This is a genomic window from Azospirillum sp. UENF 211521 (assembly GCF_058780535.1).
Map to the genome: position 1 here is coordinate 424,748 of NZ_JBSNCF010000002.1, position 23,775 is coordinate 448,522.

Annotated in this window: 22 protein-coding genes and 1 pseudogene; 20 read left to right on the plus strand and 3 right to left on the minus strand. The window is 70.4% G+C overall.

The genetic code is table 11. The features are described 5' to 3' along the window. Nucleotides 1-6: 6 nt before the first annotated feature. From ACWPN5_RS18625 to leuD, 16 genes and pseudogenes are all read left to right on the plus strand, one after another. Nucleotides 7-354, plus strand: a complete 348-nt coding sequence (locus ACWPN5_RS18625) for an FmdB family zinc ribbon protein (protein WP_492296780.1) — start codon at nucleotides 7-9, stop codon at nucleotides 352-354. A gap of 210 nt (nucleotides 355-564) precedes the next feature. After that, nucleotides 565-720, plus strand: a pseudogene (locus tag ACWPN5_RS18630) (GntR family transcriptional regulator); the annotation flags it as partial. A gap of 166 nt (nucleotides 721-886) precedes the next feature. Continuing rightward, on the plus strand, nucleotides 887-1,420 hold the full coding sequence (locus ACWPN5_RS18635) for a GntR family transcriptional regulator (protein WP_492297998.1): 534 nt from the start codon (nucleotides 887-889) through the stop codon (nucleotides 1,418-1,420). Nucleotides 1,421-1,425: 5 nt separating this feature from the next. Next, nucleotides 1,426-2,664 carry an ABC transporter substrate-binding protein gene (locus tag ACWPN5_RS18640; protein ID WP_492298000.1) on the plus strand — a complete coding sequence of 413 codons (1,239 nt, stop codon included), beginning with the start codon at nucleotides 1,426-1,428 and terminating at the stop codon, nucleotides 2,662-2,664. A gap of 110 nt (nucleotides 2,665-2,774) precedes the next feature. Beyond that, nucleotides 2,775-3,647, plus strand: coding sequence for a branched-chain amino acid ABC transporter permease (locus ACWPN5_RS18645; protein WP_114858882.1), 873 nt, complete (start codon nucleotides 2,775-2,777; stop codon nucleotides 3,645-3,647). Beyond that, nucleotides 3,644-4,642 (plus strand): branched-chain amino acid ABC transporter permease, encoded by a 999-nt coding sequence (locus ACWPN5_RS18650; protein WP_492296782.1) that lies wholly within the window; start codon nucleotides 3,644-3,646, stop codon nucleotides 4,640-4,642. The genes ACWPN5_RS18645 and ACWPN5_RS18650 overlap by 4 nt, the downstream gene beginning before the upstream one ends. Beyond that, nucleotides 4,629-5,375, plus strand: coding sequence for an ABC transporter ATP-binding protein (locus ACWPN5_RS18655; RefSeq protein WP_200476338.1), 747 nt, complete (start codon nucleotides 4,629-4,631; stop codon nucleotides 5,373-5,375). Before ACWPN5_RS18650 ends, ACWPN5_RS18655 begins: the two co-directional genes overlap by 14 nt. After that, entirely contained in the window at nucleotides 5,368-6,081 is a 714-nt protein-coding gene (locus ACWPN5_RS18660) for an ABC transporter ATP-binding protein (protein ID WP_492296784.1), read from the plus strand. The genes ACWPN5_RS18655 and ACWPN5_RS18660 overlap by 8 nt, the downstream gene beginning before the upstream one ends. Before the next feature lie 25 nt (nucleotides 6,082-6,106). Further along, nucleotides 6,107-7,534, plus strand: coding sequence for an MmgE/PrpD family protein (locus ACWPN5_RS18665; RefSeq protein ID WP_492296786.1), 1,428 nt, complete (start codon nucleotides 6,107-6,109; stop codon nucleotides 7,532-7,534). Between the two features lies 1 nt (nucleotide 7,535). Continuing rightward, complete coding sequence (locus tag ACWPN5_RS18670) at nucleotides 7,536-8,438, plus strand: isocitrate lyase/PEP mutase family protein (protein WP_449227604.1); 903 nt, start codon at nucleotides 7,536-7,538, stop codon at nucleotides 8,436-8,438. Further along, nucleotides 8,435-10,180: a hydantoinase B/oxoprolinase family protein gene (locus tag ACWPN5_RS18675; protein ID WP_492296789.1), complete on the plus strand. Its 1,746-nt coding sequence runs from the start codon at nucleotides 8,435-8,437 to the stop codon at nucleotides 10,178-10,180. Before ACWPN5_RS18670 ends, ACWPN5_RS18675 begins: the two co-directional genes overlap by 4 nt. A 19-nt stretch (nucleotides 10,181-10,199) precedes the next feature. After that, the gene (locus ACWPN5_RS18680; RefSeq protein WP_492296790.1) at nucleotides 10,200-12,272 is read left to right on the plus strand and encodes a hydantoinase/oxoprolinase family protein; all 2,073 of its coding nucleotides are present in this window, start codon (nucleotides 10,200-10,202) and stop codon (nucleotides 12,270-12,272) included. Further along, nucleotides 12,269-12,883, plus strand: coding sequence for a cysteine hydrolase family protein (locus tag ACWPN5_RS18685; protein ID WP_145690589.1), 615 nt, complete (start codon nucleotides 12,269-12,271; stop codon nucleotides 12,881-12,883). The genes ACWPN5_RS18680 and ACWPN5_RS18685 overlap by 4 nt, the downstream gene beginning before the upstream one ends. After that, on the plus strand, nucleotides 12,880-14,289 hold the full coding sequence (locus ACWPN5_RS18690) for an FAD-dependent oxidoreductase (protein ID WP_492296792.1): 1,410 nt from the start codon (nucleotides 12,880-12,882) through the stop codon (nucleotides 14,287-14,289). Before ACWPN5_RS18685 ends, ACWPN5_RS18690 begins: the two co-directional genes overlap by 4 nt. Next, nucleotides 14,286-15,707, plus strand: a complete 1,422-nt coding sequence (gene leuC / locus ACWPN5_RS18695; protein ID WP_492296794.1) for a 3-isopropylmalate dehydratase large subunit — start codon at nucleotides 14,286-14,288, stop codon at nucleotides 15,705-15,707. The genes ACWPN5_RS18690 and leuC overlap by 4 nt, the downstream gene beginning before the upstream one ends. A gap of 2 nt (nucleotides 15,708-15,709) precedes the next feature. After that, on the plus strand, nucleotides 15,710-16,306 hold the full coding sequence (gene leuD, locus ACWPN5_RS18700; protein WP_145690582.1) for a 3-isopropylmalate dehydratase small subunit: 597 nt from the start codon (nucleotides 15,710-15,712) through the stop codon (nucleotides 16,304-16,306). A 26-nt stretch (nucleotides 16,307-16,332) separates the two neighbouring features. Here the strand turns inward: leuD and ACWPN5_RS18705 are convergent, their stop codons facing one another. Both ACWPN5_RS18705 and ACWPN5_RS18710 read right to left on the minus strand, forming a co-directional pair. Continuing rightward, nucleotides 16,333-17,229 (minus strand): diguanylate cyclase, encoded by an 897-nt coding sequence (locus ACWPN5_RS18705; RefSeq protein ID WP_200476329.1) that lies wholly within the window; start codon nucleotides 17,227-17,229, stop codon nucleotides 16,333-16,335. A gap of 293 nt (nucleotides 17,230-17,522) precedes the next feature. Beyond that, entirely contained in the window at nucleotides 17,523-17,975 is a 453-nt protein-coding gene (locus tag ACWPN5_RS18710) for a winged helix-turn-helix transcriptional regulator (protein WP_145690578.1), read from the minus strand. A 108-nt stretch (nucleotides 17,976-18,083) separates the two neighbouring features. Between ACWPN5_RS18710 and ACWPN5_RS18715 the strand changes: the two genes are divergently transcribed. Next, on the plus strand, nucleotides 18,084-19,298 hold the full coding sequence (locus ACWPN5_RS18715) for an MFS transporter (protein WP_492296797.1): 1,215 nt from the start codon (nucleotides 18,084-18,086) through the stop codon (nucleotides 19,296-19,298). Nucleotides 19,299-19,313: 15 nt separating this feature from the next. Here the strand turns inward: ACWPN5_RS18715 and ACWPN5_RS18720 are convergent, their stop codons facing one another. Continuing rightward, a complete protein-coding gene (locus ACWPN5_RS18720) occupies nucleotides 19,314-20,204 on the minus strand; it encodes a LysR family transcriptional regulator (protein ID WP_145690574.1) in 891 nt (296 codons plus the stop codon). Between the two features lie 146 nt (nucleotides 20,205-20,350). On the opposite strand from ACWPN5_RS18720, the gene ACWPN5_RS18725 reads away from it, so the two are divergent. Genes ACWPN5_RS18725 through ACWPN5_RS18735 form a run of 3 tightly spaced genes read left to right on the plus strand, consistent with a single transcriptional unit; the run spans nucleotide 20,351 to nucleotide 23,773 of the window. Beyond that, a complete protein-coding gene (locus tag ACWPN5_RS18725) occupies nucleotides 20,351-21,457 on the plus strand; it encodes a 4-oxalomesaconate tautomerase (RefSeq protein ID WP_200476326.1) in 1,107 nt (368 codons plus the stop codon). A gap of 28 nt (nucleotides 21,458-21,485) precedes the next feature. Beyond that, the gene (gene dctA / locus ACWPN5_RS18730) at nucleotides 21,486-22,859 is read left to right on the plus strand and encodes a C4-dicarboxylate transporter DctA (RefSeq protein WP_145690570.1); all 1,374 of its coding nucleotides are present in this window, start codon (nucleotides 21,486-21,488) and stop codon (nucleotides 22,857-22,859) included. A 38-nt stretch (nucleotides 22,860-22,897) separates the two neighbouring features. Beyond that, nucleotides 22,898-23,773 carry an HTD2 family dehydratase gene (locus tag ACWPN5_RS18735; protein WP_492296800.1) on the plus strand — a complete coding sequence of 292 codons (876 nt, stop codon included), beginning with the start codon at nucleotides 22,898-22,900 and terminating at the stop codon, nucleotides 23,771-23,773. Nucleotides 23,774-23,775 lie beyond the last annotated feature (2 nt).

Consider the following 23,775-nt stretch of genomic DNA (forward strand, 5'->3'; position numbering starts at 1 on the left):
CGCGCCATGCCGATGTACGATTACGAGTGCCCGACCTGCGGCGACTTCACGGGAATGCGGCCGATGGCGGAAAGTGGCCTGCCGCAGCCCTGTCCCGATTGCGGAACCCCGTCGCAGCGGGTGATCCGCATGGCGCCGGCCTTCTCCGGGCTGTCGGCCACCGTCCGGACGGCGCACGCCACCAACGAGCGCAGCGCCGACCGGCCCAAGCTGTTGTCGGAGGTCGGGCCGACGCACAAGCACGGACCGGGCTGCGGCTGCGGCGGTGGTGGCAAGAAGGGACGCTCGGTGCTCCGCACCCCCGACGGGGCGAAGGGCTTCCCGACGGCGCGGCCGTGGATGATCAGCCACTGACGCGTTGAAGACGACCACCACCGAACGGCCCGCCTCCCCCCGAGGCGGGCCGTTTGCGTTTCCCGTCCCCGCGACATCCGACACGGGTCCCGGCGCCGATCGTCCGTTTCCCCAACATCGCTGTTGACCAAAGCTGTATTATGGATCATACAGGTTCCTGTCTTATGGAGAGACGGACACCGGTTTCCAGCGAGAAGGAGGCGGGGCACAGTGAAGTCGTCGGTCGAACCGCTGAAGGCGCGCCGGATCTATCTGCTGCTGCGCGACCGCATCATCGCCGGCGACCTGCCGCCGGGCGAGCGCCTGCCGGGGGAACCGGCGCTGGCCGCCGAGCACGCCGTGTCGCGGGTGACCGTGCGCCGGGCGCTCGACCTGCTGGAGAAGGAAGGGCTGGTGCAGCGCAAGCCCGGCTCAGGCACCTTCGTCCATGACAGCCGCGCGGTCCGTCCGATCGTCGCCGACCTCTCCAACGTGCTGTCGCACCTGATCGACATGGGGCGCAGCACCGACGTGAAGCTGCTCTCCTTCGGCTATGTCGCGCCGCCGGAGGCCATCGCCGAGAGTTCTGGGGCTGAAGCCGGGCGAGCGGGTCCAGCGGTCGGTGCGCGTCCGGCTGATCGACGGGGAGCCCTTTTCCTACCTGACCACCCATGTGCCGGAATGGCTCGGCCTGACCTATTCGGAGGCGGAGCTGGCGGCGCGCCCGCTGCTGGAGCTGATCGAACGGTCGGGCGTGAAGACCGAGCGGGCGACCCAGGCGATCAACGCCACGCTGGCCGGGCCGGAGCCGGCGGCGGCGCTCGATCTGGAGATCGGCTCGCCGCTGCTGACGCTGACCCGCATCGTGCACGACCCGTCCGGCCGCGGGGTGGAGCATCTGCATGCGCTGTACCGGCCCGACCGCTACAGCTTCCACATGGATCTGGTGCGCATCGGCGACGACGGGGAGCGGCGCTGGAGCCCGGCCCTGGGCCGGCCGCGCGCATCCGAGAACGCCAAGACCGACAAGAACAAAGCGGGCGAAAAGCCCACCCGCGGCTCGCGGGCCATCAAGCAGAGGAGTTGAGCGTTATGGGACGTTCGGTTCAGGACTCCGCACTCTCCGGCGTTTCCCGCCGCACGGTGCTCAAGGCGGGCGCCGCGGCAGCCGCCTTCGCGACGGTGGGCGCCCCGTCGATTCTGCGGGCGCAGACCCCGGCTGTGAAGATCGGCATCCTCCAGCCGGTGACCGGCGCGCTCGCCCACGACGGCGACCTCGGCCGGCTCGGCGCCGAGATGGCGATCAACGAGATCAACGCGGCGGGCGGCCTCAAGGCGCTGGGCGGCGCCAAGATCGAGATGGTCTTCGGCGACGCCCGCTCCACTCCGGAGGCCGGCACGCAGGAGGTCGAGCGCATGCAGGCCGAGGGCGTGTGCGCCATCGTCGGCGGCTTCGCCAGCCCGATCTGCCTCGCCGCCTCGCAGGCGGCGGCGCGCTACGATCTGCCCTATCTGGTCGATGTCGGCGTGTCGGACCAGATCATGGCGCGCGGCCTGACCAACACCTTCCGCTTCAGCCCCGGCTTCGGCAAGGTCACCCAGGTCGCGCTCGACAACCTGACCAAGATCAACGAGCTGGCCGGCAAACCGGCGAAGACCGTCGTGCTGGTGCACGAGGACGGGCTGTTCGGATCGGGCCTCGCCAAGCTGCTGCAGACCGAGCTGCCCAAGCGCGGCTTTGAGATCCTGGAGACCATCGCCCACCCGACCCCGGCGCGCGACATGTCCAACGTGGCGCTGCGCATCCGCTCGCTGAACCCGGACCTCGTCATCCCGTCCAACTACTACGGCGAGTTCGTTCTGCTCGCCCGCACCATGCAGCAGCAGCGCATCAAGCCGAAGGGCGTCTACGCGGTGCTGGGCGGGGCGGCGTCGAACGGACGCTTCGTCAAGGAGTTCCCGCAGGCGGCCCAGAACGTCATCGACTGCAACCACTGGCACGACCCGCAGAATCCGCAGGCCCAGGCGCTGCGCAAGGCGGTGGAGGCGCAGGGCAAGTCCTTCGCCTACAACGTCCCGCTGAACTATTCGAACGTGCTTCTGCTCGCCGACGCCATCGAGCGCGCCGGTTCCGCCGACCGTAAGAAGATCATCGAGGCGCTGAACGGCTCCACCTTCGAGGGCCACATCATGCCCTACGGCCCGACGAAGTTCGTCAACGGCCAGAACGAGGGCGCCACGCCGATCAACACGCAGATCCAGGGCGAGGACATCAAGGTGATCTTCCCCGAGTACTTCGCGGAGGCGAAGGCCAACTTCCCGGCGGCGTAACCCGCCGCATCGCCTTCGCACCTCCCGCCGTTCTCCCCGCCCGTCCCGAAGCGCCGCGCACCGGCCGCGCGGACGGGCGGGGGAACCGTCTCCCTCATGCGCGGGCTGCCATGTATTCACCTCAGATCATCCTGGAAGCGGCGCTGAACGGGCTGATGACCGGCGCGGTCTACGCGCTGATCGCCCTCGGCCTGACGCTGATCTACGGCGTGCTCCACATCATCAATTTTGCCCACGGCGCTCTGCTGACCTGCGCGATGTTCGCGGTCTGGGTGGCCTGGGCCTGGCTCGGCCTCGACCCCTATCTGGTGATCGTGCCGCTGGTGCCGCTGATGTTCGTGCTGGGCTACGGGTTGCAGCGCTTCGTCATCGGGCCGGCCAGCCACGGCGACGACGGCAACATCCTCCTGGTCACGCTCGGCCTGTCGATCGTGCTGGAGAACGTGCTTCTGGCGGTCTTCCAGTCGGACACCCGCACGCTCGACACCGATTACTCGTTCCAGGTGGTCGCGCTGGGGCCGCTGCTGCTGTCCTACCCGCGGGTGATCGGGCTGGGGGTGGCGGTGGTGGTCACCGGGCTGCTCTGGCTGGTGCTGAACCGCACCGACACCGGCAAGGCGATCCGCGCCGTTGCCAAGGAGAAGCTGGGCGCCAATCTCGTCGGCATCGACGTGCCGCACGTCTACGCCGTGACCTTCGGGCTGGGCTGCGCCTGCCTCGCCGTGGCCGCCGCGCTGCTGATGCCGACCTTCTACGTCAACCCGCGCATCGGCGGCGCCTTCGTGCTGGTCGCCTTCACGGTGGTGGTGCTGGGAGGCATGGGCTCGCTGCCCGGCGCGCTGCTCGGCGGCCTGTTCATCGGCGTGGTGGAGAGCCTGTGCGGCCTGCTGCTGGGCGACAGCCTGGGGCAGATCGGCATCTTCCTGATCTTCATCGCCGTGCTGCTGGTGCGGCCGACCGGCCTGTTCGGAGCCAAGGCATGACCGCGCGCGACCTGATCCCGATCGCCGTCCTGGCCGTCCTCGCCGCGCTGCTGCCGCTGGTGGTCACGTCGAGCCCGGTGATGAACTTCCTCGTCTTCACGCTGATCGTGGCGTTGGGCGCGCAGGGCTGGAACATCCTGGGTGGCTTCGGCGGCCAGTTCAGCTTTGGCCACGCCGCCTTCTTCGGCACGGGCGCCTATGTGACGGCGATCCTGCAACTGCGCTATGGAATCAACGCCTGGGCCGGGCTGCTGCTGGCGATGGCGGCGGGGGCGGCGGTCGCCTGGACCATCGGCTTCCTCAGCTTCCGCTCCGGGCTGCGCGGCTCCTACTTCGCGCTGGTGACGCTGGCCTTCGCCGAGGTGTTCCGCATCCTCGCCAACGCGGCCTCCTTCACCGGCGGCGCCGCCGGCCTGCTGATCAAGCTGGACGTCCACCCCGCCAACCTGCAATTCGCCGACCGCGCCGTCTTCTACTGGCTGGTCCTGGCCTTCGTCACCGGCGTGCTGCTGCTGACGCGCTGGATCCAGCGCTCGCGCTTCGGCGCGCAGCTCGTCGCGGTGCGCGAGAACGAGGACGCGGCCAAGGCGCTGGGCGTCGACTCCCTGAAGGTGAAGCTGCGCGCCATCGCCCTGTCGGGCGCGGTGACGGCGCTGTCCGGCTGCCTCTACGCCCAGTATTTCCTCTACATCGACGCCCACATCGCCTACGGCAGCTGGATCTCGGTGGAGCTTCTGCTCGCCCCGATCATCGGCGGCGTCGGCACCGTCTTCGGGCCGGTGGTTGGGGCGCTGACCCTGCACGGGCTGGGCGAACTCGCCAAGCAGTTCGCCGGCCGCATCCCCGGCATCGATCTGATCGTCTTCGGCAGCGTGCTCGTGCTGGCCGTCGCCTTCGCCCGCGGCGGCATCCTGGGCCTGCTGGAGCGGCTGCGCGACCGCGGGCGCGGGATGATGACGCGCGGCGCCAAGGAGGTGTCCCATGCTGGCCGTTGAGTCCGTCTCCAAGCGCTTCGGCGGCCTGATGGCGGTGGACAACGCGTCGCTCGTGCTGGAGCCGGGCGGCATCGTCGGCCTGATCGGGCCGAACGGCGCCGGCAAGACCACGCTGTTCTCGATGATCTCCGGCTTCGTCGCACCGAGCGACGGGCGGATCCTGTTCGAGGGCACCGACATCACCGGCGAGGAGCCGCACCGCCGCGCCGAGCGCGGCATCGGCCGGACGTTCCAGATCGTCCAGCCCTTCGCCGGGTTGACGGTGTGCGAGAACATCGCGGTCGGCGCCTATCTGCGCCACGCCAAACGCGCCGACGCCATCGGCAAGGCGCGCGACGTCGCCCGCCGCGTCGGGCTGGCGGCGGAGCTGGACCGGCCGGCCGGCGGGCTGACGGTGGCCGGGCGCAAGCGGCTGGAGCTGGCCCGCGCGCTCGCCACCGAGCCGAAGCTGCTGCTGCTGGACGAGGTGCTGGCCGGCCTGAACCCGTCGGAGATCCGCGACATCATCCCGGTGATCCGGGGCATCCGCGACGAAGGGGTGACGATCCTGATGATCGAACACGTCATGCAGGCGGTGATGAACCTGTGCGAGCGCGTCTATGTGCTGGCCCAGGGCCGCATGATCGCCGAGGGCAAGCCGGCCGTCGTCTGCGCCGATCCCCGCGTGATCGAGGCCTATCTCGGCCATGGCGCCGCCGCCCGCCTTGCGGCGGAGGGGGCGGCCCATGGCTGAGGCGCTTCTGAGCATCCAGGGGCTGAAGACCGGCTACGGCGCCACCGAGGTGCTGCGCGGCATTGACATGGCCGTGCTGGATCGCGAGATCGTCACGGTCCTCGGCTCCAACGGCGTCGGCAAGACGACGCTGAACAAGGTGCTGTCCGGTGTGCTGCCGCCCTGGGCGGGCGAGATCCGCTTCGCCGGCAACCGGATCGACGGCCGTTCCGCCGCGCGCATCGTCGAGGAGGGGCTGATCCAGGTGCCGGAAGGCCGCAAGATCTTCCCCAACCTGTCGATCCGCGAAAATCTGGAGCTGGGCAGCTACCGGCGCGGCAAGCCGAACCGGGCGCGGAACCTGGAGCGCATCTTCACGACCTTCCCCCGCCTGAAGGAGCGTGAGGGCCAGCTCGCCGGAACGCTGTCGGGCGGCGAGCAGCAGATGCTCGCCATCGGGCGCGGCCTGATGGCCGAACCACTGCTGCTGATCCTCGACGAGCCGTCGCTCGGCCTGTCGCCGCTGGTGGTCGAGGAGATGTTCGGGCTGATCCGCCAGCTGAACGCGGGCGGGCTGGCGATCCTGCTGGTCGAGCAGAACGTGGTCCAGTCGCTGGAGGTCGCCCGCCGCGCCTACATCCTCGAAAACGGCGTCTTCGCGCTGTCGGGACCGTCCGACGACATCGCGCGCGACCCCGAATTGAAACGCACCTATCTCGGCCTCTAGGGGCCGTCCGCTCGGGAGCGGTGACATGACAAGCCTGTCCTTTGACGTGAAGCCGGCGAGCGCGCTGCTCGCCGCCGCCCGGCCGTCCTGGCTCGACCGTTGGGGCACCTTCGCCGCCGGCCTGACCGTCGCCGACCTGCCGGCCCCGGTGGTGGAGCGGGCGAAGCTGGTGCTGCTGGACTGCGTCGGCGTGATCGCCGCCGGCATGCAGGAGCCGGAATGCCGAGCGCTGGCGGGCCGTATGGCTGAGACCGGCGGTTCCGGCGATTGCCCGGCCATTGGCAGCGGCCGGGGCCTCGCCGCCGGGTCCGCCGCCTTCCTCAACGGCGTGGCCGGAACCATGCTGGAGCTGGACGAGGGCAACCAGTACGCCCGCGGCCATCCGGCGATCCACGTCGTTCCGGCCCTCCTCGCCGCCGGGCCGCGCCTGAAATCCTCCGGTGCCGACTTGCTGACCGCGCTGGCGCTCGGCTACGAGATCGGATCGCGCATCGGCATCGCCGCCAAGCTGCTGGTCACCACCCACCCGCACGGCACCTGGGGCACGGCGGGGGCTGCGCTGGGCGTGGCCCACCTGAACCGCGCCGACGCGGCGATGATGATCGAGACGCTCAACATCGCCTCCACCCTCGGCCTCGCCACCAGCCGGCGGACGATGCTGGAGGGCGGCACGGTGCGCAACGCCTACGCCGGCGTGTCGAACCAGCTCGGCCTGACCGCCTGGGATCTGGCGGCGAGCGGCATCATCGGCGAGACCGACGGGATCGGCAGCGTGTTCGGCGGCGTCATCGCCACCGACTTCCGGCCGGAGCTGATGGTCGAGGAGCTGGGCGAGCGCTGGGAGATCGCCCGCAACTACTTCAAGCGTCACGCCGCCTGCCGCTACACCCATGGCGCGCTCGACGCGCTGGGCGACATCGTGGCGCGGGCCGGCGGGCAGATCGCCCCGGCGGAGGTTGCGGCCATCGAGGTCGACACCTACGTCTGGGCCGCCCAGCTCGACGGGGCCGAGCCGAAGAACATGCTGGCCGCGAAATTCTCGCTGCCCTTCGCGCTGGCGACCTTCCTCGCCAACGGCGCCGCCACGCCCGGCGCCTTCCGCGACGATGCCCGCCAGGACGCGGCGACCCGCGACCTCGCCCGCCGGGTGACGGTGCGCGAGGATCGCGGCCTGACCGCCCGCCTTCCCGGCCTGCGCCCGGCCCGCGTCCGCCTGACCCTGGCCGATGGCCGGCGCTTCGAGGCGGAGGCGCTGACCAACAAGGGCGACACCGAGGACCCCTACAGCCCGGACGAGGTGAGCGCGAAGTTCGCCGACCTCGCCGGTCCGGTCTGGGGTGCTGCCCACGCCGCCGCCATTGCCGACTGCGTCGCGTCGATCGACCGCGCGGCCGACCTTTCAACCCTGACCCGGCTTCTGTCGGCGCCCGCCGCCGCCGGGGGGAGCGTCTGAAATGACCCGACCCGATCTCACCTTCAAACAGCGGCTTTCCGAGGACCGCGTCGTCCTGGCCCCCGGTGTCTACGACGCCTTCACCGCCTCGCTGGCCGCGGCCGCGGGGTTCGAGGCGCTGTACCTGTCGGGCGCGGCCATCGCCTACACCCGGCTCGGCCGGCCCGACATCGGGCTGGTCTCGGTCAGCGAGGTGGCGGACACCATCGCGCTGGTGCGCGACCGCGTGCCGACGCCGCTGGTGGTGGACGCCGACACCGGCTATGGCAACGCTCTGAACGTGCAGCGCACCGTGCGCATGTTCGAGCGCGCCGGCGCCACCGCCCTGCAGCTCGAGGACCAGAGCTTTCCCAAGCGCTGCGGCCACCTGACCGACAAGGCGGTGATCCCGGCCGGCGAGATGGCCGGCAAGATCAAGGCGGCGGTCGACGCCCGGACCAGCGAAGGCACGCTGATCATCGCCCGCACCGACGCGGTGGCGGTGGAGGGCGTCCCGGCGGCGCTCGACCGCGCCCGGCTCTACGTCGAGGCCGGTGCCGACGTGCTGTTCGTCGAGGCGCCGAAGAGCCGCGAGCAGCTCTCCGCCATCGCCACTGACCTCGGCGGCATCCGACCACTGCTGGCGAACATGGTGGAGGGCGGGCAGACGCCGATCAGCTCCGCCGCCGACCTCGGCGATCTCGGCTACCGGCTGGTGATCTTCCCCGGCGGCATCGTGCGGGCGCTGGCCCGGCAGGCGCAGGACTATTACGGGTCGCTGGCCCAGCACGGCACCACCCAGCCCTTCCGCGACCGCATGTTCGACTTCAACGCGCTGAACGATCTCATCGGCACGCCGGAGATGCTGGCGCTCGGCGAAACCTACAAGGACTTCACCTCCGCCAAGCGGGAGGACGCGGCATGACCACCAAAATCCCCACCATCGACCCCGTCACGCTGGCCGTCCTCAAGGGCCGGCTGGAGCAGATCGCCGACGAGATGGACGCGACGCTCTACCGTTCGGCCTTCAACCCGATCATCGCCGAGGCGCGCGACGCCTGCCACGGCCTCTACCACGCCGAGACCGGCGCCACCCTGGTGCAGGGTATCAACGGCCTGCCGATCTTCGTCGGCGCCATGGCCTTCGCGGTCAAGGCGGTGATCGACAAGGTGGCGCGGGAGGGCGACCTCCATCCCGACGACATCTTCCTGTTCAACGACCCCTACGACGGCGGCACTCACCTGAACGACTTCCGGCTGGTGCGGCCGATCTTCCGCCAGGGCCGACTGTTCTGCTGGATGGCGTCGGTCGGCCACTGGCTCGACATCGGAGGCAACGTGCCGGGCAACTTCAACGCGCGGGCCACCGACAGCTTCCAGGAGGGCGTGCGCATCCCGCCGGTGAAGCTGGTCAAGGCCGGGGTGATGAACCACGACCTGCTGGCGATCCTCGCCGCCAACTCCCGCGTGCCGGTGTCCAACTACGGCGACCTGAACGGGCAGCTCAACGCGCTCGACCTCGGCGTGCGCCGGCTGACCGAGCTGCTGAACGAGCATGGCGAGGACACCGTCGCCGCCGCCTTCGACGCCTTCACCGCGCGGGCCGAGGCGCTGATGCGCAGCGCGCTGTCCAAGCTGCCCGACGGCACCTACAGCTTCGAGGATTATCTCGACAACGACGGCATCACCGCCGACCGTTTGCGCATCGCGCTCGACCTGACCATCGCGGGTGACCGCATGGTGCTGGACTTCTCCCGCTCCTCGGCCCCCTGCGCCGGGCCGCTCAACATCGCCTACTCCACGGCGGTCGCCTGCTGCTACGTCGCGCTGAAGCACGTCTTCACCGACGTGCCGGCCAACGCCGGCTGCCTCAACCCGATCACCTTCGTCATTCCTGAGACGACGCTGCTGGCGGTGAAGCCGCCCAAGCCGGTCGGTGGCTACACCGAGACCATCCTGCGCGTCATCGGCGTGGTCTTCGGCGCGCTGGCCCTGGCCGATCCGGCCCGCGCCACCGCCGCGCCCTTCGGCACCATCAACGCGCTGTCGCTGGCCGGCCACCGTCCGGACGGTTCGCGCTGGGTGATGTTCTCCTTCTTCGGCGGCGGCCTGGGCGGCAATCCGGAGAGCGACGGGCTGAACCACGCCAACAACCCGATCTCCACCGCCACCATCCCGCCGGTGGAAATTCTCGAAGCCGCCTATCCGGTGATGTTCACCCAATGGGCGCTGCGCCCGGATTCCGCCGGGGCCGGCCTGCACCGCGGCGGGCTGGGCGCGGTCTACGAGATCGAGGCGCTGACCGCCGCCGACGTCTTTCTGCTCGGCGAGCGCGGTGTCTTCGCGCCCTTCGGGGTGGCCGGCGGCACGCCCGCGGCGCTGAACCGCTTCGTCTGGCAGAGCGACGAGGGCGAGAAATCGCCGCCGCTCGCCTCCAAGGTCACCGACGTCAAGATCCGCGACGGCCAGCGCGTCCGGCTGGAGACGCCGGGCGGCGGCGGCTGGGGCAATCCGTTCCGCCGCGACGCCGAGGCCGTGGCCCGTGACGTGCGGCTCGGCTACCTCGGCGCCGAGGCCGCGCGCAGCGCCTACGGCGTGGCGCTGACCGATGACGGCGCGCTCGACATCGCCGCCACCGCGGCGCTCCGCGAAACCTCCGCCGCCTGACGAATCCGGAAGCAAGACCATGAGCAACGGTATCACCAAGGGCGCCATCGTCGGCGTCGATGTCGGCGGCACCTTCACCGACCTGTTCCATTACGACGAGGCGCGCGGCAGCTTCCGCACCGCCAAGGTCCCGTCCAACCGCGGCGATGAGGCGGTCGGCTTCCTCGCCGGCCTGCAGAGCTTCGGCCCGGTCGCCGAGCTGGGCTCCATCGTCCACGGCACCACGGTCGGCACCAACGCGCTCTTGGAGCGCAAGGGCGCCAAGGTCGGCCTCATCACCACCGTCGGCTTCCGCGACGTGCTGGAGATGCGCCGCCGCGACCGCCGCCAGACCTGGGGCCTGTGGGGCGACTTCGTTCCCGTGGTCGACCGCGATCTGCGGTTGGAGGTGGCGGAGCGCACGCTGGCCGACGGCACCGTCCGCGCCGCCGTCGATCCCGACGAGGTGCGCGCCGCCGCTCGCCGTCTGGCCGAAATGGGCGCCGAGGCGCTGGCCATCGTCTTCATCAACGCCTACGCCAACCCGGCCAACGAGCTGGCGGCGCTGGAGGCGGCGCGCGCGGTGTGGCCCAACGCCAACCTGGAATGCTCCTCGCGCATCCTGCCGGAAATCCGCGAGTTCGAGCGCACCTCGACCACCGCGCTGAACGCCTATCTCCAGCCGGTTGTCGGCAGCTACCTCGCCAAGCTCGACAACGCGCTGGCGGGGGAGGGGTTCGGCGGCCGCTTCCACATCGTGCAGTCGAACGGTGGCGTCATGTCCACCGACACCGCGCGGCGCCTGCCGGTGCGCACCGCCCTGTCCGGCCCGGCGGCCGGCGTCATCGCCGCGGCGGCGATCTCCAAGGCGGCGGGCTTCCCCAACGTCATCACCGGCGACCTTGGCGGCACCAGCTTCGACGTGTCGCTGGTGGTGGAGGGGCAGACCATGCTGGCGGCCCAGACCACCATCGACTTCGGTCTGGTCGTCCGCACGCCGATGATTGAGATCACCACCATCGGCGCCGGCGGCGGCTCCATCGCCGGGGTCGATCCCGGCGGCATGCTCCAGGTCGGTCCGGAGAGCGCCGGCTCGCGGCCGGGGCCGGTCTGCTACGGCCAGGGCAACACCCGTCCGACGCTGACCGACGCGAACGTGCTGCTCGGCCGCATCAATGCGGAGCGTCCGATCGGCGGCAAGCTTGCCCGGCTGGACGTCGACGCCGCCCGCACCGCCATCGCCACCCACGTCGCCGAGCCGCTGGGCCTCGACGTCATGGCGGCGGCGGAGGCGGTGGTGCGCATCGCCAACAGCAAGATGGCCGGCGCCATCCGCCTCGTCTCCATCGAGCGCGGGCACGACCCGGCCAAATTCGCCGCCGTGCCGTTCGGCGGCGGCGGCGCGCTGCATGTCGGCGCGCTGATCAAGGAGGTCGGTCTGAAGGCGGCGCTGGTGCCGCGCTTCCCCGGCGTGACCTCGGCGCTCGGCTGCGTCATCGCCGACATCCGGCACGATCAGGTGCAGACGGTGAACCTGCCGCTGGCCAGCATCGACGCCGGGTCGCTCGACCGCCGCATGGTGGAGGAGGCGACCGCCGCCCGCGCCGTGGTGGAGTCCGCCGGCCTCAGCGTCGAGCGCATCGACCTCGTCTTCGAACTCGACATGCACTACATCGGCCAGACCCACACGGTCGCCGTGCCGCTGCCGGTGTCGGTTGAGAATGGCACGACAGGCGTCGACGAGGCGACCATCCGCGCCGCCTTCGAGCGCGCCTATCAAGCGTCCTTCAGCCGGCTGCTGCCGGGCGTCGGCGCCAAGATCGTCAACCTGCGCACCGCCGCCATCGGCCGTCGTCCGCATTTCGACCTCGCCGCCCTGGCCCCGGCCGCCGGAACGACGGTCGAGGGCGCCCACGCCGGCTCGCGGCCCGTCTGGTTCGACGGGGCGTGGCACGACACGGCGGTCTACAACCGCCTCGATCTGCCGGTCGGTGCGCACATCCAGGGTCCGGCGATCCTGGAGCAGCCGGACGCCACCACCGTCATCGACCCCGACCTCAGCGCCCGCGTCGACGGCTACGGCAACGTCATCGTGGAAAGGAGCGCCCGATGAGCGGCACCGCCATTCCGATGGAGCGCACCGCGCTTCTGGTCTGCGACCTGCAGAACGATTTCCTCCACCCGGAGGGGGCCTACGGCCGCGCCGGCCAGACGGCGCCGGACATCCTGGCGCTGCCGGAGCGGGTGAAGCCGCTGGCCGACCTGTTGCGGTCGCGCGGCGGCTGGGTGATCTCCACCAACTTCACCCTGGTGCCGGGCCGGTGCGGCGAGCCGATGATCTCGCCCCACCTGAAGGCGCTGCGGCCCTTCCTGGCGAAGGGCGACTTCCAGCCGGGCGGCTGGGGACACCGCACGGTGGACGTGCTCCAGCCCGTCGATGTCGAGGTGGAGAAGATCGCTTATTCCGCCTTCTACATGTCGCGGCTGGAGTGGGTGCTGCGCAAATGCGGGGTGGAGCGGCTGCTGGTCTGCGGCATCGTCACCAACGGCGGTGTCGCCTCCACCGTGCGCGACGCCCATGTCCGCGACTTCGACACCATCCTTCTGGAGGACGGCTGCGCCGCCTTCACGCCGCAGGTCCATGACGTCTCGGTCGCCGCTCTGCGCCCGGTCTGCCGTGTGGCGACGGTCGCAGCGATGCTGGAGGAGTTGACCGCGCCATGAGCCGCATCCTGCCCGCCGACGGGGTGACGTTCGAATTCACGGTGCCCGTCGTCGTGATCGGCGGCGGTGCGGCCGGGATGATCGCAGCGCTCGCCGCCCATGAGCGCGGGGCGGAGGTTCTGGTGCTGGAGCGCGACGCGCTGCCCCAGGGTTCCACCGCCCTGTCGGCCGGCCTGATCCCGGCGCCGGGCACGCGCTGGCAGCGTGCCGCCGGGATTGAGGACAGCCCCGAGCGCTTCGCCGCCGACATCATTGCCAAGGCAAAGGGGGAGCCTGACCCGGCGGACGTCTCCCGCGTCGCCCACGCGGTCGGCCCGGCGCTGGAATGGCTGGCCGACCGCTATGGCCTGCCGTTCTCGGTGGTCGACAACTTCACCTATCCCGGCCACAGCGCCCGGCGCATGCACGGGCTGCCCAGCCGGTCGGGGGCGGAGCTGATCGACCGGCTGCGCGGCGCTGTCGAGGCCGCCGGCATCGACGTGCTGTGCGAGGCGCAGGTGACCGCGCTCCACGCCGACGGCCCGCGCGTCCGCGGCGTCGAGGTCACCCGGCCCGACGGCAGCGTCGAGCGGGTCGGCTGCGCGGCGCTGATCCTCGCCTGCAACGGCTATGGCGGCAACAGGGCGTTGGTCGAGCGCCATGTGCCGGAGCTGGCCGACGCGCTCTATTTCGGCCACCCCGGCAACCAGGGCGACGCGCTTCTCTGGGGTGAAGCGCTGGGGGCGGCGACGCGGCATCTGTCGGGGCATCAGGGCCACGGCTCGGTCGCCCACCCCGCCGGCATCCTGGTCACCTGGGCGACGGTCACCGAAGGCGGCGTGCAGGTGAACAGCGCGGGCCAGCGCTTCTCCAACGAGGCGCAGGGCTATTCGGAGCAGGCCGCCGTCGTGCTGCGCCAGCCCGACGGCATCGCCTGGACCGTCTTTGACGAGCGCATCGCCGCCGTCGCCCGCCAGTTCGAGGATTTCCGGCAGGCCGAAGCGATGGGCGCGGTGCTCGGCGCCGACAGCCCGGCGGACCTCGCCCGTCTGATGAAGGTCGACGCGGACGCTCTGGCCGCCACCTTGGCCGAGGTCGACCGGTTGAAGGCAGCGGGGGAAAGCGACGGCTTCGGCCGGAGCTTCGCCGGCTCGGCGCCGCTGGCGGCACCTTATCGCGCTGTCCGCGTCACCGGCGCCCTGTTCCACACCCAGGGTGGGCTGGTGGTCGATGACGACGCCCGCGTCTTGGGCGGGCAGGGCAGGCCGCTGTCCAACCTCTACGCCGCCGGCGGGGCCGCCTGCGGCGTGTCGGGAGCGAAGGCGTCCGGCTACCTGTCCGGCAACGGGCTGCTGACCGCGGTGGCGCTGGGGCGCATCGCTGGAGCCGCCGCGGCGGACGCCGTGAAGGAGGAAAACACCCCATGACGCAGCCCCCCCGCAGCCTGTTCGACAAGGTCTGGGACGCCCATCTGGTGGCGACCCGGCCGGATGGGCAGGCGTTGCTCGCCATCGACCGCCATTTCCTGCACGAGGGCTCCTTCCACGCCTTCGGCATGATCGACCACGCCAAGCGCCCGGTGCGCCGGCCGGAGCTGACCTTCGCCGTCGCCGACCATTACGTGCCCTCGCACAGCCGCGCCAAGCCGATCGCCGATCCGGAGATCGCCAACATGGTGACGATGCTGGAGGCGAACGCCGGGCGCCACGGCCTGCGCCATTTCGGGCTGCACGACCCGGCGCAGGGCATCGTCCATGTGCTGGCTCCGGAGCAGGGGCTGACCCTGCCGGGCCTGACCATCGTCTGCGGCGACAGCCACACCTCCACCCACGGCGCCTTCGGCGCGCTCGCCTTCGGCATCGGCGCCACCGAGGTCTCGCATGTGCTGGCGACCCAGACCCTGTGGCAGCGCCGGCCCAAGACCATGCGCGTCACCGTCGATGGGGAGCTTGGCGCGCATGTGACGGCGAAGGACCTGATCCTGGCGGTGATCGGTTTCATCGGCGCCGACGGGGCGGCCGGCCACGTCATCGAATACGCCGGCAGCGCCATCCGCGCCCTGTCGATGGAGGGCCGGCTGACCGTCTGCAACATGTCGATCGAGGCGGGGGCGCGGGCCGGCATGATCGCCCCCGACGACACCACCTTCTCCTGGATCGAGGGGCGGACCTACGCCCCCAAGGGGGAGCTGTTCGACCGTGCGGTCGAACATTGGCGCACCCTGCCGAGCGACCCGGACGCCGCCTTCGACCGCGAGGTGTCGCTCGACGCCGCGGCCATCGCCCCCTCGGTCACCTGGGGCACCAGCCCGGAGACCGCGGTGCCGGTCACCGGTGCGGTTCCCGATCCCGGCGCCGAGAGCGACCCGGTGCGCGCCGGCCAGATGCGGAAGATGCTCGACTACATGGGGCTGACCCCCGGCACGCGGCTGGAGGAGGTCGGCATCGACCGCGTCTTCATCGGTTCCTGCACCAACGCCCGGCTGGAGGACCTGCGCGCCGCCGCCGCGGTGCTGCGCGGCCGCCGCGCCGTGGTGCCGGGGCTCGTCGTTCCGGGATCGGTCCCGGTGCGCCGTCAGGCCGAGGCGGAGGGGCTGGACCGCGTCTTCACCGACGCCGGCCTGGAGTGGGGCGAGCCCGGCTGTTCGATGTGCGTCGGCATCAACGGCGACCTCGTCCCGGCGGGGGAGCGCTGTGCCTCCACGACCAACCGCAACTTCCCTGGCCGCCAGGGGCCGAACGCGCGCACGCATCTGATGAGCCCGGCGATGGCCGCCGCCGCCGCCGTGACCGGCAAACTCACCGATGTCCGGACGCTTGATGTCCGCAAGCTGGGAGTTTCGTAAGGATGGACCCCTTCGTCACGCTGACCGCGCCGGCGGTGCCGCTCGACATCGCCAACATCGACACCGACCAGCTTCTCCCGGCGCGTTTCCTGAAGAAGCCGCGCAGCGCCGGCTACGGCAACTTCCTGCTCCGTGACGAGCGCAAGCCCGGCTTTCCCCTGGACGATCCCGCCTACGCCGGCGCCCGAGTGCTGGTGACCGACCGCAACTTCGGCTGCGGCTCGTCGCGGGAGGGTGCGGTCTACGCGCTGGTGGACGGCGGGTTCCGCTGCGTCGTCGCCCCCAGCTTCGGCGACATCTTCGCCGCCAACGCCGCCAAGAATGGCCTGCTGACCATCACCCTGCCGGAGGAGACGGTGGCGGAGCTGCGCCGCCAATTGCAGGAGACGCCGGGCGCCGCCGTCACCGTGGACCTGCCGGCCCAGACCCTGACCGGCCCGGACGGTCGGCCGCTGGCCTTCGCCATCGACCCGTTCAAGAAGGAATGCCTGATCGAGGGGCTCGACGACGTGGCCCTGACGCTGCGCCACCAGGACGCCATCGACGCCTTCGACCGCGCCGACGCCGCGGCGCGGCCCTGGCTGGTGCCGGGCACCTGACGGGGCGTTGACGGCCCGGCGCCGGATTACGACGCCGCGTCGCAGACCACCCGGTTGCGACCGCCGTTCTTCGCGCGGTACAGCGCCTCGTCCGCCCGGGCGAGCACCGCGGCGATGCCGGTCTCGGCCGGTCGCAGCGCGCTGACCCCGATGCTGACGGTGAAGGAGAGGACGGACCCGGCGCCGTTGGCGATCCGCACGTCGGTTTCGGCCAGCGCCCGGCGCAGCCGCTCCGCCAACAGAGCCGCCCCCTGCGGCGGCGTCTCCGGCAGCAGGATGGCGAACTCCTCGCCGCCCAGCCGGCCCAGGACGTCGGCGCCGCGCACCAGGGACCGGCAGACGCGGACCACGCTGCGGATCGCCTCGTCGCCGGTGGCGTGGCCGTAGGTGTCGTTGACCTTCTTGAAATGGTCGATGTCCAGCATGATCGCCGACAAGGGCTGGCCGCTGCGCTGCGCCCGCGCCACCTCGTCGGCGGCCCGCGCCATGAAGCGCCCGCGGTTCAGCGCCCCGGTCAGGGAATCGGTGGTGGCGAGCCGTTCCAACTGGCGCTGCATGTCGACCACGCGGGAGGCGGCGAGCAGCCGGGCGCGCAGCCATGTCAGGTCCAGCGGCTTGCGCAGGAACTCGTCGGCGCCATTCTCCACGACCTCGAAGAACTGGTTGGTGATGCTTCCGGGGATCATCAGCATCAGGTAGAGGTGCCGTTCCCGCTGGGCCGCGCGCAAGTGCCAGCAGACCTCCACGCCCTCCATGTCGCCGACGCGGAAATCGACCAGCGCGATGTCGATGGGCTCCTCGCGGCAGCGCGCCAGCGCCGCCTGACCGCTTTCGGCAAAGGCCGTCTGATGGCCGAAGCCTTCAAGCTGCTGGCACAGCACCGTGCGCGCCATGCGCGAATCGTCCACCACCAAAATCCGCATGCGGCCTCCACGACCATGGCTCCAGAGAACCACAAAGCCCTGAAGGAAACATTACAACCGTATGGATTTTCGAATGAACCCGCATCAACGGCTGTCCCGGTCCTGTTCGACCGAAAATAGCGTTGATGCAATCAAGGCTTGGTCAGGACTGGTGATTTTTCAACAATGAGGCGGTGCCTTCGATGGCCGTCTCAGCCCGCGAGGATCATCGCGCGCCGCTTGGTCGAGACCTGCGAGGCCGGAACGGCAGTGGCGTCCGCCACCGCGCGTTGATGTCGTTCCCATAGTCTCCATCAATCACCGTCGGTTTTCCGGACCCGCGTGTCGTTCCATCCGAGGGGCCGCCCGTTCCGCGCGCGCAGTTCCAGCCGCGCCACCGGCGCGCCGCTTTCGGCATCGACCAGCGAGGAGTGCGGTTCGCCGGGGCGGTAGAGATGGTCTTCACCCCATTGCCGCAGCGCGACGATGACGAGGAAGAGGCCGCGTCCCTTCTCGGTCAGGACATATTCGCGATAGGCGCTGCCGTCGGAGGCCGGCACGGTTTCCAGAATGCCGCGCCCGGTCAGGTCGCGCAGCCGTGTCGCCAGCATGCCCTTGGCAATGCCGAGGCCGGTCTGAAACTCGCTGAACCGCCGCACCCCGTCGAAGGCGTCGCGGATGATGAGCAGCGACCACCAGTCGCCAATGACATCGAGCGAGCGTGCGACCGGGCAGTCGGCGTCCCAAAGGCTGACCCGCTTGACCATGACCAGAACCCTTCAACCGCCCAATGTGGTCCTAAAATAGAACTGGATTTCCCGGCGCGCAAGTGGTCTCAACATAAAACCAGATTGCGTTTCACCAACGGGGTGTCCATGCCGCACGAAAGCAGCCCACGGCACCGGCCGGGCGCCGGGTTATCGAGGGTCACAGGGCTGATCTTCGCCGCCGCCGCCGGCCTCAGCGTCGCCAACATCTATGCCGCGCAACCCCTGCTCGACGCGATGGCGCGGGATTTCGGGATTCCACCCGGCGCGATCGGTCTCGTGGTGACGCTGACGCAGCTTGGCTATGGGCTGGGCCTGATCGTCCTGGTTCCACTCGGGGATCTCGTGGACCGTCGTCGGCTGATTGTCGGGCAAGGCGTCCTGTCCGTCGTCGCGCTGGCCGCCGTTGCCACGGCGCGGACGGAGGGGATGCTGTTCGCTGGCATGGCGGCGGTCGGGCTGCTCGCGGTGGTCGTCCAGGTGCTGGTGTCCTTCGCGGCGGCGCTCGCCACCCCCGCCGAGCGCGGCAGGGCCGTCGGCATGGTCACGAGCGGCGTCGTGATCGGCATCCTCGGCGCGCGCTCCGTTGCCGGTCTGCTCGCCGACCTCGGAGGCTGGCGCGCGGTCTATCTGGCCTCGGCGGCTCTCACGCTGGCGATGGCCGGCCTGCTGTGGCGGGTCCTCCCGCGCAATCTGCCGCCGGACAGCACGGACAACTACGCCGCGGCGCTGCGCTCGATCCCCGTCCTGTTCCTGACCGACCGCGTGCTGCTGGTTCGCGGCGTCCTCGCCCTGCTGATCTTCGCGGCGTTCAGCGCCTTCTGGACCGCGCTGGTGCTGCCGCTCAGCGCCGAGCCGTTCGGCTATTCCCATTCCCAGATCGGCCTGTTCGGGCTGGTCGGCATGGCGGGCGCCGTCGCCGCGACGGGGGCAGGAAGGCTGGCGGATCGTGGCCTCGCCCAATGGACCACGGGCGCCGCGCTCACGCTGCTTGTGGTGTCGTGGGGGCTGATCGCGTTGCTGCCGGTGTCCCTTCCCGGTCTGCTCGTCGGCGTCGTGACGCTCGACCTCGCGGTGCAGGCGGTCCATGTCAGCAACCAGAGCATCATCCTCGACCGACACCCGCAGGCGCGCAGCCGCCTCGTCGGCGGCTACATGGCGTTCTATTCCCTCGGCAGCGCGCTCGGCGCCATCGCGGCGACGATGGCCTATGCCCACGCCGGCTGGGCGGGTGTCTCGACGCTGGGGGCCGCGATCAGCGCGGCGGCATGGCTGACATGGGGCTTCACACGCCGCAGCCCGGCTCCGCCCGGGCGTGCCTGACGTGTCCAAAGCGCATCAACCTTTCCATGAGCCGAGCAGCACCTCCAGAAAGCGGGCCGCCATCGGCGAGAGGATGGCGCCGTGCCGGCGCACGACGCCGATCGTCCGGAAAATCTTCGGGTGGCTCAGCGGGATGGTGCGGATGATGGGATGGCCGGAGGCCGGGGTGGCGAGCTTGGGAAGCACCGCGACGCCGAGCCCGGCCTCCACCAGCCCGAGCGAACTGGCGAGGTGCGTGATCTCGTAGGACCAGTTGAGCTTCAGGCCGTGCTGCGCCAGGGCGTTGTCGATCAGCGCCCGGTTGCCGCTGGTCCGACCCACGGTGATGACCCGATGGGCCGCCAACTCGTCCCAGCCGACTTCCTGGCGGGAGGCCAGCGGGTGATCGTGCCGGCAGGCGACGACGAAGGGGTCCTCGGCCAGCGGCGTGAACTCGATGTCCGGATGCGACGTGCCGATGAAGTTGATGCCGAAATCGGCCTCGCCGCGGGCCACCGCCTCCAGCCCCTCGTTGGCGCCGAGGTCCAGGATGCGGATGCGGATGCGCGGGAACGCGATGCTGAAGCGGCTGATCGCGTTCGGCAGGAAGTAGAACACCGCCGTCGGAACGGAGGCGATGGTGATCTGCCCGCCGCTCCGCGCCCCCAGGTCGCTGATCCCCAGCAGCGATGACTCGAACTCGTCCAGGAAGCGCCGGACCTTGGGGATGAAGTCGCGTCCGACCATGGTCAGGGCGACGTGGCGGGTCGAGCGCTCGAACAAAGCGACGCCCAGCGTGTCCTCCAGCTTCTGGATGCGGCGGCTGAGCGCCGGCTGCGAAAGGTTCAGGAGTTCGGCGGCGCGGTTGAAGCTGCCCAGTTCGGCCACCGCCACGAAGGCTTTCAGATCGACCAGTTCAAAGTTCATGGCCAGCTCCCCGTGGCGGCGCCAATTGATGCGCGTGTCGCAATAATACCCTGAATCATTGCATTTAACAAATACGGTTCCGGGGCGGAATATCTGTCCATCGGCTTTCTTCGCCGCGACGGCGAGACCAAGAGACAGCAAGCGCCATGAACCACCTGACCAGCCGCCAAATCGGCATTCCCTGCGTGATGATGCGCGGCGGAACCTCCCGCGGGCCCTTCTTCCTGGCATCCGACCTTCCAGCATCCCCGGCGGAGCGCGACGCCCTTCTGCTCTCCGTCATGGGGGCGGGGAACGACCTGGGGATCGACGGCATCGGCGGCGGCAATCCCCTGACCAGCAAGGTCGCCATCGTCGGTCCCGCCACCCTGGCCGGCGCCGACGTGGATTATCTGTTCGCCCAGGTGCGGGTGCAGGAAGGGGTGGTCGACACCTCGCCCAACTGCGGAAACATGCTGGCCGCGGTCGCCCCCTTCGCCATCGAGGCCGGGCTGGTCCCGGCGACGGACGGCGTGACGGTGGTGCGCATCCACAACGTCAACACCGGCAAGCTGATCGAGGCGCGCGTCCAGACCCCCGACGGCCGGGTGACCTACGAGGGCGAGGCCGTCATCGACGGCGTGCCCGGCACCGCGGCGCCCATCCACCTCGCCTTTCTCGACGCGGCGGGCGCCAACACCGGCGGGCTGCTGCCCACCGGGGCGCCGATCGACCGCATCGGCGGGATCGAGGTGTCCTGCATCGACGCCGCCATCCCGGTGATGCTGGTCCGCGCCGCGGACCTGGGCAAGACGGGGCATGAGCCGATGGACAGCTACCGGCTCGACCGGGTCTTCATGGCCCGGCTGGAGGCGCTGCGCGTCGAGGCCGGCCGCCGCATGGGCTTCCCCAACGCCGCCGGCATGGTGATCCCCAAGCCCGTCCTGCTGGCGCCGCCGACCCGCGGCGGCACGCTCGCCGTGCGCTATTTCATGCCGCACGACTGCCACCGGGCGATGGCCATCACCGGGGCCGTCGCCACCGCGACCGCCTGCACGATTCCGGGAACCGTCGCCTCCGCGCTGGCCGGACGGATGGCGCTGCCCGGCGACGTCACCTTCGAGCATCCAGCCGGCCGGCTGACCGTCCGCCTCGATCCGGGTGCCGGTCAATCAGCCCCCACCGCCAGCATCCTGCGCACATCACGACGCCTGTTCGAGGGAACCGTGTTCGCACGGCCATCGGACCCGCCGCGGGCCGCCATGGCCGCCTGACCCAACAGCACACGAAGGAGGAAACGCCATGCGCCTACAAACGGGAGAGCAAACCCCGGCGCCGACCAAGCCCAAGGCCTTTTACAAGGCTCTCTATTTCCAGGTCGTCGTCGGCCTGACCCTGGGCATCCTGGCCGGCCATTTCTGGCCGGACTTCGGGGCCTCGCTGAAGCCGCTCGGCGACGGGTTCGTCAAGCTGGTCAAGATGATGATCGCGCCGGTCGTCTTCTGCACCATCGTCAGCGGCATCACCAGCCTCAACGACACCCGCGAGATCGGCAAGACGCTGGTCAAGTCGATGGCGCTGTTCTACGCGCTGACGGTGGCGGCGCTGCTCATCGGGCTGGCCGCGGTCATGATCATCGAGCCCGGCGTCGGCATGCACGTGTCGGCGGCGTCGCTCGACCCCACGGTGGCGGCGCGCTACGCCAAGCAGGCGGCTCCGGTCGGCTTCACCGATTTCGTACTGCACATCATCCCGCATTCCTTCTTCGGCGCCTTCGCCGAGGGCGAGGTGCTGCCGGTGCTGCTCATCTCCGTCCTGGTCGGCTTCGGGCTGACGCGGGTCGGCAAGGCCGGCGAACCGGTGGTCCAGGGCATCGAATCCTTCTCCCACGTGCTGTTCGCCGCCTTCGGCTTCATCATGAAGCTCGCTCCGATCGGCGCCTTCGGCGCGATGGCCTTCACCGTCGGCAAGTACGGCATCGACAGCATCGGTTCGCTCGGCCTGCTGATCCTCACCTTCTACGTCGCCTGCGGCTTCTTCCTGGTGGTCGTCATTGGCACGCTGGCGCGGCTGCACGGCTTCAGCCTGTGGAAGGTGCTGCGCTACTTCCGCGAGGAGCTGCTGATCGTGCTTGGCACCTCGTCCTCCGAGCCGGTCCTGCCGCGCGTGCTGCAGAAGCTGGAAGCGCTGGGCTGCAAGAAGGGCGTCTCCGGTCTCGTGCTGCCCATGGGCTACTCGTTCAATCTCGACGGGACGGCGATCTACCTGACCCTGGCCTCCCTGTTCATCGCCCAGGCCTGCGACATCCACCTGTCGGGCGGCCAGATCTTCGCCATGCTCGGCGTCATGCTGCTGACCTCGAAGGGGGCGGCCGGTGTCACCGGCAGCGGCTTCGTCGCCCTGGTCGCCACGCTGACGGTGATGCCGGACCTTCCGGTGGCGGGCGTCGCTCTGCTCGTCGGCATCGACCGCTTCATGTCCGAGGCCCGCGCCCTGACCAGCATCATCAGCAACTGCGTCGCCAGCATCGTCGTTTCGATCTGGGAGAACGCCTGCGACCGCGATGTCCTGCAGCGGGAGCTGAACCAGTGCTACGGCACCACCGAGCGGCGCCTGGATGAGAAGGGCGACATCGCCGTCCTGCCGCTGACCGCCCCCGCCCAGCCGTCGCACTGATCCGGCGCAGGCCGCCCCCACGCATCGAGGACGCCACCATGACCGCCCCCACCATGGCCGATTCCATCACAAGCGCGAAGGACTGGATCGGCCGGACCGAGACCGTGTCCGACACCGTCACCCCGACCCCCTACGCCGCTCTGTCCGCCACGCTGGACCGGCCCGCCGAGCGGCCCGCCGCCGGCACCCCGCTCCCGCCGCTGTGGCACTGGCTGTACTTCCTGCCGCTGCACCGCCAGTCGGAGATCGGGGCGGACGGGCATGCCCGGCGCGGCGGTTTCCTGCCCCCGGTGCCGCTGCCCCGCCGGATGTGGGCCGGCAGCCAGTTCGAGTTCCACAGCCCCCTGCGCGTCGGCGACGCCCTGACCCGGACCTCGACCATCCATGATGTGACCGAGAAGTCCGGGCGCACCGGCCCGCTGGTCTTCGTCAAGGTCCGCCACGAGATCCGCCGCGCCGGCGAGACCGAGGTGGCGCTGACCGAGTTCCACGACATCGTCTACCGCGAGGCCGCGATGGTGGACGACAGGCCGCCGGAACCCCGTCCGGCCCCGGCGGACGCGGCCTGGGAGACGCGCTGGGTTCCCGACGACGTGCTGCTGTTCCGCTACTCGGCGCTGACCTTCAACGGCCACCGCATCCACTACGACCGGCGCTACGTGACGGGGGTGGAGGGCTATCCGGGGCTGATCGTGCACGGCCCGCTGATCGCCACGCTGCTGCTCGACCTGCTGCGCCACCGGCAGCCGGAGGCCGAAGTCGCTTCTTTCCGTTTCAAGGCGGTGCGGCCGACCTTCGACATCAACCCCTTCTCGGTGTGCGGCACGCCGCTCGCCGACGGCAAGACGGTCCACCTGTGGGCCAAGGACCATGAGGGCTGGCTGACCATGGACGCCACCGCGGTCCTGACGTGAGG

Bases quoted from the DNA above. Each gene is read 5' to 3' on its own strand.
- ACWPN5_RS18625 (WP_492296780.1), top strand. From the start codon at position 7: ATGCCGATGTACGATTACGAGTGCCCGACCTGCGGCGACTTCACGGGA.
- ACWPN5_RS18635 (WP_492297998.1), top strand. From the start codon at position 887: ATGTCGCGCCGCCGGAGGCCATCGCCGAGAGTTCTGGGGCTGAAGCCG.
- ACWPN5_RS18640 (WP_492298000.1), top strand. From the start codon at position 1,426: ATGGGACGTTCGGTTCAGGACTCCGCACTCTCCGGCGTTTCCCGCCGC.
- ACWPN5_RS18645 (WP_114858882.1), top strand. From the start codon at position 2,775: ATGTATTCACCTCAGATCATCCTGGAAGCGGCGCTGAACGGGCTGATG.
- ACWPN5_RS18650 (WP_492296782.1), top strand. From the start codon at position 3,644: ATGACCGCGCGCGACCTGATCCCGATCGCCGTCCTGGCCGTCCTCGCC.
- ACWPN5_RS18655 (WP_200476338.1), top strand. From the start codon at position 4,629: ATGCTGGCCGTTGAGTCCGTCTCCAAGCGCTTCGGCGGCCTGATGGCG.
- ACWPN5_RS18660 (WP_492296784.1), top strand. From the start codon at position 5,368: ATGGCTGAGGCGCTTCTGAGCATCCAGGGGCTGAAGACCGGCTACGGC.
- ACWPN5_RS18665 (WP_492296786.1), top strand. From the start codon at position 6,107: ATGACAAGCCTGTCCTTTGACGTGAAGCCGGCGAGCGCGCTGCTCGCC.
- ACWPN5_RS18670 (WP_449227604.1), top strand. From the start codon at position 7,536: ATGACCCGACCCGATCTCACCTTCAAACAGCGGCTTTCCGAGGACCGC.
- ACWPN5_RS18675 (WP_492296789.1), top strand. From the start codon at position 8,435: ATGACCACCAAAATCCCCACCATCGACCCCGTCACGCTGGCCGTCCTC.
- ACWPN5_RS18680 (WP_492296790.1), top strand. From the start codon at position 10,200: ATGAGCAACGGTATCACCAAGGGCGCCATCGTCGGCGTCGATGTCGGC.
- ACWPN5_RS18685 (WP_145690589.1), top strand. From the start codon at position 12,269: ATGAGCGGCACCGCCATTCCGATGGAGCGCACCGCGCTTCTGGTCTGC.
- ACWPN5_RS18690 (WP_492296792.1), top strand. From the start codon at position 12,880: ATGAGCCGCATCCTGCCCGCCGACGGGGTGACGTTCGAATTCACGGTG.
- leuC (WP_492296794.1), top strand. From the start codon at position 14,286: ATGACGCAGCCCCCCCGCAGCCTGTTCGACAAGGTCTGGGACGCCCAT.
- leuD (WP_145690582.1), top strand. From the start codon at position 15,710: ATGGACCCCTTCGTCACGCTGACCGCGCCGGCGGTGCCGCTCGACATC.
- ACWPN5_RS18705 (WP_200476329.1), bottom strand. From the start codon at position 17,229: ATGCGGATTTTGGTGGTGGACGATTCGCGCATGGCGCGCACGGTGCTG.
- ACWPN5_RS18710 (WP_145690578.1), bottom strand. From the start codon at position 17,975: ATGGTCAAGCGGGTCAGCCTTTGGGACGCCGACTGCCCGGTCGCACGC.
- ACWPN5_RS18715 (WP_492296797.1), top strand. From the start codon at position 18,084: ATGCCGCACGAAAGCAGCCCACGGCACCGGCCGGGCGCCGGGTTATCG.
- ACWPN5_RS18720 (WP_145690574.1), bottom strand. From the start codon at position 20,204: ATGAACTTTGAACTGGTCGATCTGAAAGCCTTCGTGGCGGTGGCCGAA.
- ACWPN5_RS18725 (WP_200476326.1), top strand. From the start codon at position 20,351: ATGAACCACCTGACCAGCCGCCAAATCGGCATTCCCTGCGTGATGATG.
- dctA (WP_145690570.1), top strand. From the start codon at position 21,486: ATGCGCCTACAAACGGGAGAGCAAACCCCGGCGCCGACCAAGCCCAAG.
- ACWPN5_RS18735 (WP_492296800.1), top strand. From the start codon at position 22,898: ATGACCGCCCCCACCATGGCCGATTCCATCACAAGCGCGAAGGACTGG.